Origin of the sequence: Paenibacillus sp. 2KB_22, from assembly GCF_052115745.1 — a bacterium.
GTDB lineage: Bacteria > Bacillota > Bacilli > Paenibacillales > Paenibacillaceae > Paenibacillus.
Genome location: NZ_JBFRHG010000001.1, coordinates 2,369,425 through 2,386,027 on the forward strand (window position 1 = coordinate 2,369,425; position 16,603 = coordinate 2,386,027).

Here is a 16,603-nt window from a genome sequence, read left to right on the forward strand (position 1 = left end):
CACCCGCTGAACTGACTTCACCTATAACAAAAGGAGAACAATGCTTATGTCCAAGAATGGATTACTTCGCGGTTATGTTGTATCGAACTGGCCTGTCTATCTGGTTGCTGTTCTTCTGATTATTGCCTCCAATGTGGGGCAAGCATCCTTGCCCCGAATACTTGGCAGTTTCACGGATCAATTGATGCAGAACACGCTTCATATGCAGACAATCGTAAGGTACAGCCTGTCTCTTTTGGCTATTGCCATCGGGTATAATGTGCTGTTCGGTACCGGGCAATTCATGATTATGAAGCTCGGTCGACGCTTCGAATTCATAACGCGTGAGCGTATATTCAGTAAGTTTTCCGAACTTAGCGAACATTATTTCTCCAAACAAGGAAACGGGAAATTGCTCAGTTATGTCATGAACGATGTTACTTCCGTACGTGAAGCAATATCCAATGGCGTGACGCTCATGACCAATGCCACCTTCCTGCTATTGTCCTGCATTGTCATGATGCTGCTTAGCGGGATTCCGTTGACACTCATTCTAATCAGCGTTGTACCTTTGCTGGCGATTCCATTTCTGGTCGTATTTTTCGGTCCGCGGATTCGCAAGCGCTCTCGTGACGTACAGGAAGCCCTTGCAACCATGACGGAATCCGCAGAAGAACAGCTCGGTGGCATTCGCGTAACCAAGACGTTTGCCATCGAAGACAGTGCTCGTGCACGCTTTGGAACTACCGTCGATGCAATCAAGAGCAAACAGCTTCGGCTCGTTCGTCTATCTTCCTTGTTTCAAGCCTTGCTCCCGCTGCTGGGAGCTATCTCATTGGTTGTTTCTCTGCTTGTCGGAGGTATGATGACCATGCAGAATTCTATTACACTCGGGAGTTTTGTCGCCTTAACCTTATATCTGCGCATCATCATGGGGCCGCTTCAACAGATCGGCAATGTCATTAATACCGTTCAGCGCTCAGGCGCATCCCTGGAGCGGGTGAATGACCTGCTCAGCGAAGTAGCAGATGTACGAGAACTTCCTGAAGCTACAGCACTCAAAACCTTACAAGATATCACCATGGAGAATCTGACCTTCTCCTATCCCGGCAGTTCGTCTCCTGCTCTCAAAAACATTCAACTGAATATCCGTGCCGGGCGAACGGTGGGTATTGTAGGCAAGACCGGTTCAGGTAAAAGTACCCTCGTTAAGCTATTGCTGCGTACATATGAACCACCTGAAGGAACGATTCGCATCAATGGTACCGATATTCGGCAGCTGTCGCTGGAAAGTCTGAGATCGCGCATCGCCTATGTCCCTCAGGATGGATTCCTGTTTAGTACCACCATCCGGGATAACATCGCATTCAGCGACCGGGAAGTATCACTGGATACAGTGGAACACAGTGCACGGCAAGCCATGATCTATGACAATATTGTCCGTTTTCCTGATCGCTTCGATACACGTCTTGGCGAACGCGGACTCACCCTGTCTGGTGGACAACGTCAGCGAACCAGCCTTGCAAGAGGACTGATCAAGCAAGCACAGTTACTTATTCTGGATGACAGCATGAGCGCGGTTGATGCCGTCACAGAGAGTGGTATTCTGCGCAGTTTGCGCGAGATCGGCAAGGGCAAGACCACATTGATCATCTCTCATCGCATCAGCGCGGTCCGTCATGCGGACGATATTATCGTTCTGGATGAAGGGCGAGTCGCTGAGCAGGGAACACATGCTCAGTTGATGGCTGCCAAGGGGTTATATGCGGCCACCTACCGTTTGCAGGAGGAGGGATTACATCATGTCTGACGCTAACGCTGAACTTCGACCAGATGCAGAAGAAGATCAGAGTAAACGAACTTCGTTCAAAGCGATGATGGCATACGCCAAACCGCATAAATGGGCTTTTGCCGGTATCTTCTTCTGCTCACTGCTGGGCATATCGGCAGATCTGCTGCAACCCTATCTGGTGAAGATCGCCATCGATGATCATCTGGCCATCGGCCAGACCAGTGTGGGCTTTCTCGTTCAGCTCGCAGCCATCTTTCTTGGGCTGGCTGTCATCAGTTTTATTTTTACCTATATCCAGAATAATCTGTTGCAGCATGTGGGACAGAACATTGTATCCCGGATCAGAAAGGACCTGTTCAAACATATCTCCAAGATGTCCATGTCCTTCTTTGACCGTTTCCATATCGGGAGTCTGGTTACGAACGTATCCAGTGATACGGAGACCATCAGCAGCTTTTTCACCCAAGTACTGCTCAGTCTGATTCGAGATGGTATGATGCTGGTGCTCATTATCGTCTTTATGTTCCAACTTGATCCTGTGCTGGCGAGTTACTCCCTGATCGTCCTGCCTGTCATTGCAGTGGTTGCGGTATTATTCCGTAGTCGACTGCGGAAAGCTTATCAGAATGCCCGTACGCGTCTTTCCCGTTTGATCGCATTTACGGCGGAGAACCTGTCCGGCATGTTCCTAATTCAGGCCTTTCACCAGGAAGAAGAACAGAAGAAACGTTTCTCGGAACAAAATGCGCTCCATCTGAAAGCCAACATTGCTCAAGCCCGCTCCAATGTCATCTTCAACCGGACGTTTGATATCCTTGGCAATGCGGCACTTGTCATGATGGTCTGGCTTGGAGGTCGCGCCGTACTGGGTGAGTCCCTGCAAGTCGGGGTATTGTATGCGTTTATCAGCTATATTCGTCAGTTCTTTCAACCGATTAACCAGATTACGATGCAATGGAATACATTCCAGTCCACGACCGTATCCATGGATCGCATCTGGAACATTCTGAATACGCGGCCTGAAGTTGCTGATCCCAAACCCGGGATGGCCTCCTCTCTGGAACCACAAAATGTGATGGGCCAGATTGATTTTAATGATGTGTCATTTGGTTATCGGGCAGACCGGCCCTTGATCCAGCAGATGAACCTGCACCTCTATCCGGGTGAAATGGTGGGTATCGTGGGAACAACAGGCGCTGGTAAAAGCACACTGATCTCCCTGCTCAATCGCTTCTACGATGTAGACAAGGGCAGTATTGAGATCGATGGTACCGATATTCGACATCTGCCGCAGGCCAAACTTCATCGGATTGTGGGTCTAATTCAACAGGAACCATTCCTGTTCTCCGGTTCCATTATTGATAATGTGAGAATGTTTCGTGAGGATATTACGCGAGAACAAGCGATTGAAGCCTGCCGGTTTGTTGGAGCACATGCCATGATTTCGCGTTTGTCACAAGGGTATGATACACATCTGTCCGAACGCGGAAGCGGGTTGTCCGCCGGGGAGCGGCAGTTGATATCGTTTGCCCGGATCGTTGTGTTCCAGCCCCGAGTGCTCATCCTGGATGAGGCAACCGCCAATCTGGACTCACACACGGAACAGCTCGTGCAGCAGGCTCTGGAATCGGTATCCCAGGGACGCACCACCATTGTCATTGCCCATCGTCTGTCCACAGTGATGCATGCGGATCGAATTCTGGTGATGGAGAATGGTGAGATTGTGGAGGAAGGCTCGCATCAGGAGCTGATTGAAGCTCAAGGCGTATATGCCGATCTGTACACGCATGCGCGTGATGCAGGTAAAAATTCAGCTATATCAGGGTAATGGACCTGAATTAAGTTCGTGTTAAACTATAGTTCGGGCTAATGAATTCATCTGAGTTGTGTTATAGCCAATAACGTCGAACATGCCGCTCTGCTCATGCAGGCGGCACGTTTGGCATATCGATCAGCATTGTTCATTAGGAGGTACATCCATGCAGCAACCCGAAACACCCAAGCATGACCATCAGCAGATTCATTACCGACGCAGCACTGCTCTGTGGAAAGCAAGTCTATGCTTCCTTTTCCTTCTCTTGTGCGTGAGCCTATTATGGATCATCGTGGACGGACAAGCCGAAAGACTGGAAACGATATACTATTCCATCGCTGCCGTGCTGGGTATGTGGTTGATCGGCCCCCTATTCTTCATGTTCGTGTCACGACTAACCAGAACGCCTGCCGTGTTGTTATCCTGGGATGATGATGCGTTGAACACGGGCAAGCGGAAGATTCCATGGAGCCGGATTCGCAAGATCGAACTCGCCTCACCTGCCCGCAGCAAGTGGCTCCTGTCCGCTTCTCCCATGATCGTTCTATTCCTGAAGGACGGCACCCGGTCTCATATTCAGACCGATCATCTACTTAGCAAAAAAGAACTGAATCAGGCCGTGTCTTTGCTTCAGAAGACTTTGCATGAACAGCAGCAAGATCATTGAGTATCGTGAGGGATGAGAAAAGCCTCCCACACCACACATCACTGTGATTTTTCCACACCTATGGACAGGCTGACTCTGTAATTGCCATAAGGCAGCAATGCTTCCAACAGTTGTCCAAGTTGCTCTGTGGTGCCGGTCTGTACCCGCATCAGATAACAGCCTTCTCCGCTGACGCGATGGACTTCAACGATGTCTTTACGATCAGCAATGAATGTACGAAAGGCAGCATGTCTGTCACCGGAGTTCAAGAAAACCGTGACAAATGCCTGTAGGCCGAGGCCAAGGCGTTCCGGGTTCCATTTTACCGTGTACCCTTCGATTACACCCAGGTCTTGCAACTTGCGCACTCTTGCACCGACGGCCTGTCCCGTGAGATGAACCTGTTCACCGATCTCTTTGTGAGAACGTTTGGCATCCTGAATCAGGATCTGCAAAATACGGATATCTGTGTCATCTATGATTTCATTCATCTTGCTTCAGCAATCCTTTCACGGTGAAATTAGCTTAGCCTAATTCCATTCATCATGTTATGTACGCCGTTAAACGGGTTGTATACCATATAGGGTAATACTATTCAACAACCCGAAGGAGTGCAAATATAATGAAAATTCAGTTGATTCGCAATGCAACACTGTGGCTGGAATACGGAGGGCTGAACATTCTTGTTGATCCAATGCTGATGGACGCCGAAGTCATGCCTGCATTCCCCAATACACCCAATGAGTTACGTAATCCAAGAGTAGCTCTCCCTGAAACTGAAACGGATTATCTGAATCCAGATCTGTTGATTGTGACACATACCCATCCGGATCACTGGGATGAAGCAGCGGCGAAACAACTTGGCAAAGACATTCCTCTGTTCTGCCAGCCCGGGGATGAGCATGTATTTCTGGGTGCCGGATTCACGAATGTAACAGCTGTATATGAAAAACATGAGCATCACTCTGTCCGATTCGCCCGTACATCCGGGCATCATGGCACAGGTGAAATCGGAGAACGTATGGGCAACGTGTCCGGTTTCGTACTTGAAGCAGACGGAGAACCCGTCACCTATATCGCTGGGGATACCATCTGGTGTGAAGAACCTGCTGAGGCCATTCGTCAATATACGCCTGAAGTCATTATCGTGAATGCCGGAGGCGCACGCTTCCTGGAGGGTGATCCCATTACAATGGACGGGCCTGACGTTGTAGCCGTGAAGCGCCATGCGCCGTCTGCTCATGTCATCGCTGTGCACATGGATGCGATTAATCATTGTATGATGTCTCGTACGGATCTTGCCACTTATCTGGCATCCGAGCAGTTGGACGGTCAGGTACTCATTCCGCGTGATGGCGAAAGTTTTGAGTTTTAAAGCGAAAGCGCGTACACACCTCCGATGCATTCCTTTCCCTATAAATACAACGAAAAAAGCTGGATGCGATGAACTCGCACTCAGCTTTTTTTGATTCAAGAAACACTCTGACCATTACTGTACTTTCAATCGGATCACGTTCCATGACGCTTTCGCCAAGCTCGCTGTAATCAGGGTATCGGATACAACTGCCCCCCCGCGATTATGAGGAGCAACGCGGTTCGGTTGTGCGGCCGTATTCGATGCTTTGAGATCATCGCTTTCCAGCACGATATGCTCGATCAAGCTGCACTTCCCAAAACTGCGCAGATCCACTTCGAGCGGAAGCGATTCTTCCAGATGACGATTGACTGCGAATACAGTCACTTCACCCTGCTCTTCGTTATGAACTGCAATACCCTCCAGATAAGGAACATCTGTGATTTGTTTAGTGTCGTATTTCGGAGATTGGATCAATGGCACCAATGCTGTTCCACGTCCGAACAAGGACGTATGCATGAATGGATAGAAGATCGTCTGTCTCCACGAACCACCGCCCGTCTCTGTCATGATCGGCGCAATAACATTAACGAGTTGGGCCAGACATGCCATTTTGACCCGATCTGCATGTTTGAGCATACTGATCAACATACAACCGACAAGCAGCGCATCCTCGTGGTTATAGATATCCTCCAGTTGTGGTGGAGCAATCTGCCACGGGTCCATTTTGGAGTCATTTTCATTAGAGTGATACCATACATTCCACTCGTCAAAGGACAGGAACATCGTCTTCTTGCTGCGCTTCTTCGCTTTGATATAATCACAAGTCGCCTTCACAGTATCGATAAAACGATCCATTTCAAGCGAGCGTGCCAGGAACGTTGGTGTATCCTGCTCCTGATTGCCGTAGTACTGATGCAGGGACAGATACTCCACATGGTCATACGTATGATCCAGCACGGTTGCTTCCCAATCCGGGAAGGAAGGCATATTCAGATTCGAACTTCCGCAGGCTACCAGTTCAATGGTCGGGTCCGTCCATTTCATGACTTTAGCCGCCTCAACGGCTGCACGTCCATACTCTTCTGCCGTTTTGTGACCGATCTGCCAAGGCCCATCCATCTCGTTGCCCAGACACCATGTTTTGATCGCATGTGGCTGCTTGTATCCATGCTTGATGCGAAGATCACTATAATACGAACCTTCCGGATGGTTGCTGTACTCTACAATATTGCGTGCTGCATCGGCGCCCCGTGTTCCCAGATTAACGGCCATCATGACTTCGGAATTGGCCTGTTTCGCCCAGTCCACGAATTCGTTGAAACCAAATTCATTGGTCTCAATCGTTCTCCAGGCCAGTTCCAGTCTGCGTTTGCGTTCAGACACAGGCCCAACCGAATCTTCCCAATTGTAACCGGATACAAAATTACCGCCTGGATAACGTACAATCGGTACATTTAACTCCTTGACCATCTCCAGCACATCCGTGCGGAAACCCTGTTCGTTCGCTGATGGATGCCCTGGCTCATAAATCCCGCCATATACGGCACGTCCCAGATGCTCAATAAATGAACCGTACAAGCGCTTATCCACTACACCAATAGTAAAATCTTTATCTACCGTCATTTTTGCTTTTTCCATAATGAATTTCAACTCCCTAAGATTAATATAAAAATTAATTGATATTCTATGGATCAACGTTCATATTTATATTAAAATCGATTATAGCCTTAATTTCAACCTGAATTTTGCAAAATGTTATCCTTTTTATTGGATTTATGATTAACTTAATTCTATACAGACAAAATGGAGGAACAACTGTGATCAGAGCAAATACCGATGCCGAATGGCTTCCCCTATATGAAGCACTTGCCAGTGAAGTACGTTTGCAGATTATCCGCCTTGTTGCCGAGACACCCATGAATGTGAAAGACCTCGCTGCTTCATTGGGTCTGAGTAGTGCCATCGTGACCATGCATGTCCGCAAACTTCAGGATGTGGGCATTATTCAGTCCAAAATGATACGCAAAGACGGTGGCACGCATAAAATGAACAGCCTTGCTGTAGACTGGATTGGCATCTCCATGCCGCAGGAAAGTGGCACAGCCCGCAAGCTGCACGAGGTTTCTGTACCTGTAGGACACTACACCCACTTTGACGTCTATCCGACATGTGGTCTCGCTACATCCACTCAGGTCATTGGACAGTACGATGACCCTCGCTATTTCCTCGATCCCGAGCGGATGCATGCCCATATTCTGTGGTTTGGCCGCGGTTTTGTGGAGTACAAAATTCCAAACTATATCTTATCCGGACAACAGATTAACGCCATTGAATTGTCACTGGAGATCGGATCAGAAGCACCTTCAGTTAATCCAAACTGGCCCTCGGATATTACATTCATGCTTAATGGCATCCGACTGGGGGAATGGACAAGCCCTGGAGACTCAGGCAACGGACGCGGCATGTTCACCCCGGAATGGTGGAGCGACAGTGTCAATCAATATGGGATGCTCAAGGTACTGCGAATTACGAATGAAGGTACATTTATTGACGGACAACATCTATCCGAAATCACTCTCGCAGATATCCCCGTGGAACGCAACCAGTGGACCCTTCGTCTTTCGGTGGAGGAAGATGCCCAGCATGTAGGCGGGCTTACCTTGTATGGTGAGGGATTCGGAAACTACAATCAGGATATCCTGTTCCGACTGTACTATCAGGATTGAATTCTTCAGCTCAATAGAAAACACAAAAACACCTTCCACTCGCCCTCAGAGGCAAAATGGAAGGTGTTTAATATACATATGAACATCTGCAAAATATCGTAGAAGTTCTAAGAAGGTTCCTGTTGCAACTTACAGCGCACTGCCACCAAACAGGAAGCGGTACTCCCAATGTTTGCCGGAGATATCACTAATCGTTACACCACCGCCCGCATTGGAATACGTATGTAATACCTTGCCGTCGCCCAGGTAAATCCCTGTGTGCGTAATTCTTGCACTAGATTTATTAACACTGGAATACGATGATGCGGAGCTGCCTTTATACGACATGAAGTACATCAGGTCACCGCGTTTCAGGTTCTTCCAGTTGGTCTGAACCGCACCCTTAGCTTTTACATAGTCTCCCTGCTTACGAGAATCGGCTGGAAGCTTGATGCCCAGTGCATCGATGAAAGCCTGACGTACAAAGCTGGAACAGTCAAACGTAGCTGTGCTGTTACGACTCGCTCCGAACTCATAAGGTGTACCCCAATATTTCATGCCCGCCGCAATTACTTTTTCCACAGACGCATTGCCGGTTTCTGATGTACCGCTATTCGAACCCGACCCGCTTGTACCGCCACTTACCGCTTGTGTGTATTTGGATGAAGAAGATATGTAGCCTGTCCGATTAGCAGAATCCTTAACTTTATACCAATTCGAACCGGATTGCTGAAGCACCGTTACCGTTTCTCCTTTAGCAACCAAGCGAACAACTTTCGCAGAAGAAGAAGGTGTTGTGCGCAGGTTTACGCCCCAAATTACTTTTACTTGTGAATTCTCAACAGCAGCTGCCGATACCTGTGCCGTTAGTGCTCCTGTCGTCAGACTTCCCATCAGCATCGTTGCTGTGACACTTGCCGTAATAATCGTTTTCTTCCAATTCATGATGTCGAGTTCCCCCTGATGTTACAGAATTTTAACCTGGCTTGCTTCTCCCCGGCTTGCCCCATTGTAAACGGGCTATCCATAACGTTCATCAGTCAAAAGTCCTGTATTGATGCAGGCGCACTTGAGCACTAAGTATCAGGGTCTGTCCATCCTCTATTGGTAAAAAGCACTGCTGATTCCTTCTTTTACAAAGGTTAAATTATTGTAACTATTTGATATGCTTCATTTTTCCGCGATACAAGAGTTAGGTCAAATCTCATCCAGGACATGCGTCATATGAACTAGATTTTAATGTTTAAAATCGCAAATATGGTAAACATTACTATGATTCAAATTCTGAATATCGTTCCCCGTATTCACAATTCTGCCTCCAACCTGGATACAGATCGATTTTCCAACCGTGTCCTTTAGAGTAAGTCAGATTTCATTGTTGCTTGATGAAGTTATATTTTCAGTCAAGATCAACATTTGAAGGATTATTATAAAAAAAAGAAAAGCCAGGGATTTCTCCCCGGCTTAACCTGTATTCCTCATGTTCTTAATGATCCTACAACTGGTAGAGCAACTGTTTACTGTTTAGGGTTCAATCCCCCATACCTTGGCGCCATCCTGATAAGCTGTCACTTTCGTCCAGGCACTGAAGGCCGTTTGGGTGGAATCAAAGGAATAATCATTCGTTAGATCAAAATTCGTCCAGTTGTTTTTCGAGAAACGCACCTGGATAATTCCGGTCTCGGCACCCGCAGCCAAACTGCCCGCACCCGATTTGAATCCAATCTCCAGATAGGTATCTGCCGTGCCCTTGGCCGGATCTATTGATACAAAATGCCCTTCCACGTTACCGCTTCCAATCTGGGCATAATCACACCAGAAACTCAGATCAGCCGCACTATCCTTCGTGAAATAATACCGGACTTTCACTTTGCTCAAGTCCACAGCAGTTGTACCTGTATTCTTCACATTGAACTGTGGAGTGATCGCATTGCCTGAAGTTCCTGAACCACCATTGCGATATTGCACTTCAAGCGTTCCCGTTGTGACTGGAGGGGCTAATGGTGTCAACACCAATACATTCGAATTCGTCTGACCACTCGTATTCACGGCTACGATTCGGTAATTATATGCCGTACCATTCACCGCTGTAGCATCGGTATACGTCAGTGCAGTCAACCCCATTGCCAGATCAGCATACGCCCCGCTGCCTACCGAACGTTGCACCTTATAACTTACTGCTCCAGTCGATGCTGTCCATGTCAGTACCGCCTGGGCATTGCCAGCTGTTCCAGTAAGGTTGAATACGCCTGGCACAACGACACCTGCCAACGGTGTTGCAGATGCCTGTGTCGATGGCGCGGACTCGCCAACGGCATTCACCGCAGTGATGACATAATAATACGTTGTGCCGTTGGTCAAACCTGTATCCGTGAATGTCGATCCTGTGACTCCTGTCGCTACAGACGTATAAGGACCACCGTTCACTTCTGCACGCTTCACGGTATACGAGGCTGCACCAGCAGCTGCGTTCCAATTCAATACCACTTGCTCGCTTCCTCCAGTTGCTGTTACGCCAGCAGGAGCACCGGGTACTTCCACTCCCGGACTATCAGAATCTCCGAGGAGACGATCATACTCTCCGTACGCTGTAGCCATATCCACCTGTGACCAGAAGCGGTGATACGTAAAGGTAGGTGCACCGTTTTCCCACTGCTTCGTGGTCGGGTTATAAGACGTTTTGTACAGGTTATCCAGATAAGCCCACGCCGGATCTTGCTTGATGGCCGGACGCAGATCGGAGTAACCAATGTATACACCATTGCCGCCTTTCGCCGGATCGGATGGTACACCTGCTGTACCCGGAATCGTGTTGCCTTGACCAAAGGTTCCAGACCAGTTCGCCGGGATATAGATCTCTTTGGCAAAGAAGCGGAAGTAGTCTTTCCGCTCTTCTTCCGTTACAATCCCCACGCCATCATTGTAATCCCAAGCTGTATCCAACAGAGCCTCAGCCAGATCCTTGGCTTCTTGACCTTTCACGCTAAGTGTGCCGTTCTCCGCCTGTGTTCCTGCCGCGAAGAAAGTCAGAGCTTTAACGTAACTTCCCAGAACTCCTGTGTCCTGCACGGGATCTTTGGTCGTTACACGGAAGTTCGGATTTTCCGTAAACGAACTGAATCCGTTCCATTTGTCCGGTTGACCCTGCCATTCCTGACCACCCGGAATCCAGAACTCTCCCGGAGCCGGTGTTGTCGCTACCTGAACATTCGTTCCACCCACAATGCGTTGTCCAGCCGCATTCAGATAGTAGCCTTGCGCATCCGTCACCGGACGCTCACCTACAAATACATAATCCTTGGACCAGTCAATCCATTTCGTGATCACTTTCTTGGCCATCTGGAAGTTCTCAGAGGACAGATCACCGCTCTCGGCAAGAATATAATACATCTCGGCCACACGCTCCAGCGGCCATGCCTGGAATCCAAACCATGTGTTGGAATCCGGGTCACGATACACTGGCGCTTCTTGATAGGCCATGTCATAGAATGTACTCGTTCCTGACGGATAAGCCGCGTAGGAACCGCCGATACTGTTGGTTGCTCCCCCGCCGATGGCTCCTTCATGGGATTGCAGCCAAGTGTAGAATTCTAGCTGACGTTTCAGCGTAGCATTCCAGTCTGCCTTCGCTGTCGCTGATTTCGGGATCAAGCCGCCAGCCGGATCAGACAAGGCATAGGCTGCAACCGGGTTTTGATAAGCCTGATGGGTATGGCTCGCTCCAATGCGCCAAGCCCAATCCCCACCTTGACCCAAACCACCGCCCCATGACGTATACCAAGCCATGAGATACATGTTGGAATCCTTGCCTGTACCCGGAGTCGGTGTACCATTCTTAGCACTTCCAATTTTCTGGAAATATTTATCATACATGCCATAGCGCAGGTAGTCGCCCATCTTCTTCGCTTTATCCAGATATTCCGGGTTGTTGTACCCCATCTCCTTCGCCCAATACAGCACCTGTACAGCACGTGCATCGGCATCCGTTGCGTTGGTGTAACGCCATTGCGCTGACGGTGTCTGATTTTCCTTTGTGAACAAACTCATGAAGCCTTCGTTAGCCTTACCAAAGGATTTATCATCCTGGGATGGATGCGGAACGGCTTCCCACACAGACTCCTGCTCCCCGCGCTGGAACGTGTTCACATAGGTAGCCGTATGGGATGGATTCAACAGGTTGCCATACCCATACCAGTTATCTACATCCACCAGCCAGTGCATGAGATAGGTCTGATTGTTACCATAGGTGGCCTTAAGTTCGGCATCAATCGGGTCTTTACCCGCTGCATATTGACCATTAAGTTGCGATGGATATTGATCAGGGAAAGGTTTTTCCCCTGCATACGTAGCAGGGCTGTTCGGGTTGTATGAGCTCATCGTAGGCTGCTCTTCCTTGCCGTCACCTTCGTTGACCGGGATAATGAATTTTTCCATACTGTCCCATGCCGCTTCCAGTTGGGACCAATCTCCCGTATAGTGACCATACATGGTCTCTAGCCATAGCCAGTAACTGTATGCCTCGGACGTCGTCATATGACCATAATCCGGGGCCTCACTCAGCAGGGTCTCAATGGAATGATAAGGTAGACCCTCTGGCGAAAAATATCCGTTTGCCGGATCTTTCAACTGTTCATACAATTGCAAAAACCGGGCTTCATTGATGCTGTCTGACTGAATCTCGATGGCCTGATCTGCGGCATGTGCCGTCTGTGGCCCTGCCCACAGTCCGGTGTATCCGGTCAACATGACAGTTCCCGCCAGCATGGCTGTTAAACTTTTTTTCGCAGCTGATTTCAACATGAATATATACCTCCCTGGAATAGTGAATTGAATATAAGTTCGTGTTCAAAAAGACCGGTTTTCAGTACCGAGAAGATGGGATGAAGCTAGAAATGGAGTAGCGGAGCGTAGGGAAAACTACGTGAGCAACCACAATGTTTCCCAAGGAAACATACTTCGTAAGCCTCCCACTTATTTCGGCTGAATTCCATATTCGATGCTGATGATGCCACCAGGCATCCTTCGTAATCAAAAGTGAACTTTTTGAACATCCTCTATAGATGCTGTTGGTCTGCCCATGCTGCTCTTCGACTTATCACATTCAGCCAGTTACGGCTCCAAGCCCCATACTTTGGTGGTTCCCTGATACCCGGTTACCTTGTTCCATACGGCAAAGGCCGTCTTGGAAGCATCATAGGAATAGTCATTACTTTGATCAAAATTGCTCCAGTTATTTTTGGAAAAGCGTGTCTGGATCACCCCGGTCTCTGCTCCAGCAGCCAAACTGCCTGCTCCGGACTTGAAACTGATCTCCAGATACGTGTCAGCTGTCCCCTTCGCCGGATTCACTGCGACAAATGTTCCTTGAACATTGGCCGTGCCCATCTGAGCATAATCACACCAGAACGTCATATCATCCGTACCATCCTTGGTAAAATAATATCGGATCTTCACTGCACTGAGATCAATCGCCTGTGTTCCGGTATTTTTCACATTGAACTGCGGGGTCACCGCATTACTTGAATTGCCGGACCCTCCACTGCGGTACTGCACTTCGAGTGTACCCGTCGTCACTGGAGGTGCAGAAGGCGTCAGTGCCAGGACGTTGGACAGCGTCTGCCCGTTCGTATTCACGGCTGCAATCCGGTAATTGTATGTGGTGCCATTCATTGCAGTAGTGTCAGTGTAAGTCAACACGGACAATCCGGTTGCCACATCCGCGTATGTTCCGCCTGCCACCGAACGTTGTACCTTATAGCTAGTAGCGCCCGGGGCTGCTGTCCAGGTCAGGACCGACTGTGCATTGCCAGCTATCCCACTTAAAGTCAGTGCTCCCGGCACCGTCGAAGCTGCTTGCGGTGTAGCCGACACCTGTATAGAACCCGATGATTCCCCTGCTGAATTCACAGCAGTCACTACATAATAATAAGTGGTCCCGTTCGTCAGCCCCGTGTTGGTATAGGTCAATCCATTAACACCTGTCGCGACAGTTGTATATGGTCCTCCACTTACCTCGGAACGTTTCACCGTATACGATTCGGCTCCGGACACTGCTGCCCAAGTCAGGTTAACCTGACTGCTTCCCGCCACAGCCTGCACACCGGCAGGTGCGCCGGGAACCGTACCTGGTGTAACACCAGGCTCCTGTCCGTACACCTTCACCCCTGCATCATAGACTGGAAGGTATACGCTCTTCACAGGATTGCCTGTAGTCAGCGTCTGGAACGAATGATCATTGCTTGCGTTCCATGCACCCTGCGGGCCTGTAATGCGGAACTGTACTTCTTTGCGGTAATTCCCTTCCCCACCTGGATAGATCTTCGTATTACCAAAGTTCGCCGTAACGGCATAGATATGCTGGGCTGCATCCACCACAACCGGTTGGGATACCGTCGCCCCCTCCGTATAGGAGGTTGTCACTTGAACGTCCGATACAGTACGTCCGGCAGCATACACTTCACTCAAATCCAGGAAATATTTAAAAGACAGTTGATCTCCCATTCGGGCAGGCCAAGCAGAACGATTATTCAGCTGTGCCCGGATTTCCGTATAATTGGAACCCGATGATTTGATGGAAGCTTCCACAAAGAACTCATCACCCTTGACCTCAGGTGCAGGGAAGTTCGCAAGGGGCTGATGATTCTGACCAAACAATAGATTCATCTTCGCCAGTGCGCCAGTAAAACCGGCATTATAATCGGTTGCCACCTCATTGCTCACATAATCTCCGATATCATCGGTATATCCATCTGATGCATCCGGTCCGCCAACCATGGCACCATACAGAATGTGGCGATGGTTAGCCGGGGTATCCTCGTTATTCAGCCACGAACTGTGAGCGGTCCGATGATGCGGATGTTGGGGTGCATTTTGCCCGTATCCGACCACATAACTGCTCTGACGCGGATTATCACCCAGAATATAATTCATCTGCGAGACAGCGAAATCCTGATATCTTGATTTTTTCACAGGGTCACTGACCCAGTCGGAGTATACGAAAGAAATAAAGGATGCATTCGCTGCATATCGGAGCGAGCCCCATTGATCCAGCCACGCAAGACCTCCTGGCGTATACTTGACTCGTGTCCCGTTAACTCCAACTGTCCAGTAATCCAGATTGCGTTCAGTCGACTGAATAAATCTCGTCGCCTCCGGCATGTTCAAACTGGACGTAATTCGAGCAAGCAGGATCTGGGCACCATAATGTTTACTGTCCCAACCTTGTGTCCAGGTATACGGCCAATTGGCTGAGCCTCCGCTAGAAGACCAACGGTCCGTAGCTGCAATGGCTTTGGACAAGTAAGCGCTATCATTAGTGGCTAAATATAACCATGCTCCGCCCCATGCCAGCTCGTCTTCGTATCCTGTCCACGAGTTATAGAACGCTGCGGCATCCGTGATACAATCGGTGTATTCCCCACGATACGTATCTGCAAAGTTGTACAGCTCTTTCGCATGTTGGAGCAGTCTGGCCGAATATGCCGGATCATCATCTGCAAATACAATTGACGACGCTGCCAGCGCGGCAGCCGTTTCTGCCGCCAGATCACTGCCCGGGCAGGAAGCGTCGATCTTAAACGACGGACGGTTCATCTGCATGACTTCTGCGGGCCCCCACCAGGCATGGTCGGTATTGCCTGCCCCGACTTGTCCCCATAATTCATTTGGTTTCGTATGCGCTTTCATAAAATAGTCAGTCGCCCATCGGATATTATCCTTGATCTCCTCCAGTTGTCCGGCCTGTTCATATCCGTCGCCGTATTCCACGACAGACCAAGCGAGCATCGTAGCTGAAGCAGCCATCGGAAAGCCGAATTTCACATGATCCCCGGCATCATACCATCCTCCGGTCAGATCAACGCCTACATCCGCGCCATCCTGCATGCCCGAATTACCGCGCCATTCGACCCGATTACTCGCTGGCAACGGACCCGAACGCTGTGCCTCATAGAAATAAATGGCCTTTTGCAGTGCTTCAGCATAGTTCTGATCTCCGGCGGCCGCATCCGCCTTAGGAATTCCTGTGCCCATCGATAAACTGCCTGCCAGTAGTCCTGCCGATAACGCAATCATAGCGACTCGTCTCCACCAGCTCCCCTTCATGTTCAACTATTCATCTCCTCTTCATGAATATTCCGTATGCATTACTCTGAACTGCGAGTTTATATCGCTCCTCCCCATGGTGTATTTCAGTGTAAGTTCCACCATTAATTACCATTATAGCCGTTTGTTTTACTAGCTATATAAGCGTTGGTGACTTCTGAAATAACATTGTTGTGACCTGCTCTGCGTCAAACGACAAAAAAGCTGT

Annotated in this window: 10 protein-coding genes; 5 read left to right on the forward strand and 5 right to left on the reverse strand. The window is 49.1% G+C overall.

Translation table 11 applies throughout. The annotated features are described in order from the left end of the window. The first annotated feature begins 46 nt into the window (after window positions 1-46). The 3 genes from AB4111_RS10520 to AB4111_RS10530 all read left to right on the forward strand — a co-directional run bounded on the left by AB4111_RS10520 (window position 47) and on the right by AB4111_RS10530 (window position 4,251). Complete coding sequence (locus AB4111_RS10520; RefSeq protein WP_442031461.1) at window positions 47-1,789, forward strand: ABC transporter ATP-binding protein; 1,743 nt, start codon at window positions 47-49, stop codon at window positions 1,787-1,789. Further along, window positions 1,782-3,599 carry an ABC transporter ATP-binding protein gene (locus tag AB4111_RS10525; protein ID WP_442031462.1) on the forward strand — a complete coding sequence of 606 codons (1,818 nt, stop codon included), beginning with the start codon at window positions 1,782-1,784 and terminating at the stop codon, window positions 3,597-3,599. The genes AB4111_RS10520 and AB4111_RS10525 overlap by 8 nt, the downstream gene beginning before the upstream one ends. Window positions 3,600-3,750: 151 nt before the next feature. After that, the gene (locus AB4111_RS10530) at window positions 3,751-4,251 is read left to right on the forward strand and encodes a hypothetical protein (RefSeq protein ID WP_442031463.1); all 501 of its coding nucleotides are present in this window, start codon (window positions 3,751-3,753) and stop codon (window positions 4,249-4,251) included. Window positions 4,252-4,289: 38 nt separating this feature from the next. Here the strand turns inward: AB4111_RS10530 and AB4111_RS10535 are convergent, their stop codons facing one another. After that, window positions 4,290-4,721: an Lrp/AsnC family transcriptional regulator gene (locus AB4111_RS10535; RefSeq protein ID WP_442031464.1), complete on the reverse strand. Its 432-nt coding sequence runs from the start codon at window positions 4,719-4,721 to the stop codon at window positions 4,290-4,292. Between the two features lie 131 nt (window positions 4,722-4,852). Between AB4111_RS10535 and AB4111_RS10540 the strand changes: the two genes are divergently transcribed. After that, the gene (locus AB4111_RS10540) at window positions 4,853-5,605 is read left to right on the forward strand and encodes an MBL fold metallo-hydrolase (protein WP_442031465.1); all 753 of its coding nucleotides are present in this window, start codon (window positions 4,853-4,855) and stop codon (window positions 5,603-5,605) included. A gap of 114 nt (window positions 5,606-5,719) precedes the next feature. Here the strand turns inward: AB4111_RS10540 and arfA are convergent, their stop codons facing one another. Next, complete coding sequence (gene arfA, locus AB4111_RS10545; RefSeq protein ID WP_442031466.1) at window positions 5,720-7,225, reverse strand: arabinosylfuranosidase ArfA; 1,506 nt, start codon at window positions 7,223-7,225, stop codon at window positions 5,720-5,722. Between the two features lie 179 nt (window positions 7,226-7,404). Between arfA and AB4111_RS10550 the strand changes: the two genes are divergently transcribed. Then, window positions 7,405-8,313, forward strand: a complete 909-nt coding sequence (locus tag AB4111_RS10550) for an ArsR/SmtB family transcription factor (RefSeq protein WP_253431263.1) — start codon at window positions 7,405-7,407, stop codon at window positions 8,311-8,313. 129 nt (window positions 8,314-8,442) lie between these two features. On the opposite strand, the gene AB4111_RS10555 is transcribed toward AB4111_RS10550, so the two are convergent. The 3 genes from AB4111_RS10555 to AB4111_RS10565 all read right to left on the reverse strand — a co-directional run bounded on the left by AB4111_RS10555 (window position 8,443) and on the right by AB4111_RS10565 (window position 16,395). Then, window positions 8,443-9,237, reverse strand: a complete 795-nt coding sequence (locus AB4111_RS10555) for a C40 family peptidase (protein WP_440387288.1) — start codon at window positions 9,235-9,237, stop codon at window positions 8,443-8,445. Between the two features lie 579 nt (window positions 9,238-9,816). Continuing rightward, complete coding sequence (locus AB4111_RS10560; protein WP_442031467.1) at window positions 9,817-13,092, reverse strand: glycoside hydrolase family 48 protein; 3,276 nt, start codon at window positions 13,090-13,092, stop codon at window positions 9,817-9,819. 309 nt (window positions 13,093-13,401) lie between these two features. Then, window positions 13,402-16,395, reverse strand: a complete 2,994-nt coding sequence (locus AB4111_RS10565; protein ID WP_442031623.1) for a glycoside hydrolase family 9 protein — start codon at window positions 16,393-16,395, stop codon at window positions 13,402-13,404. Between the last annotated feature and the right edge of the window lie 208 nt (window positions 16,396-16,603).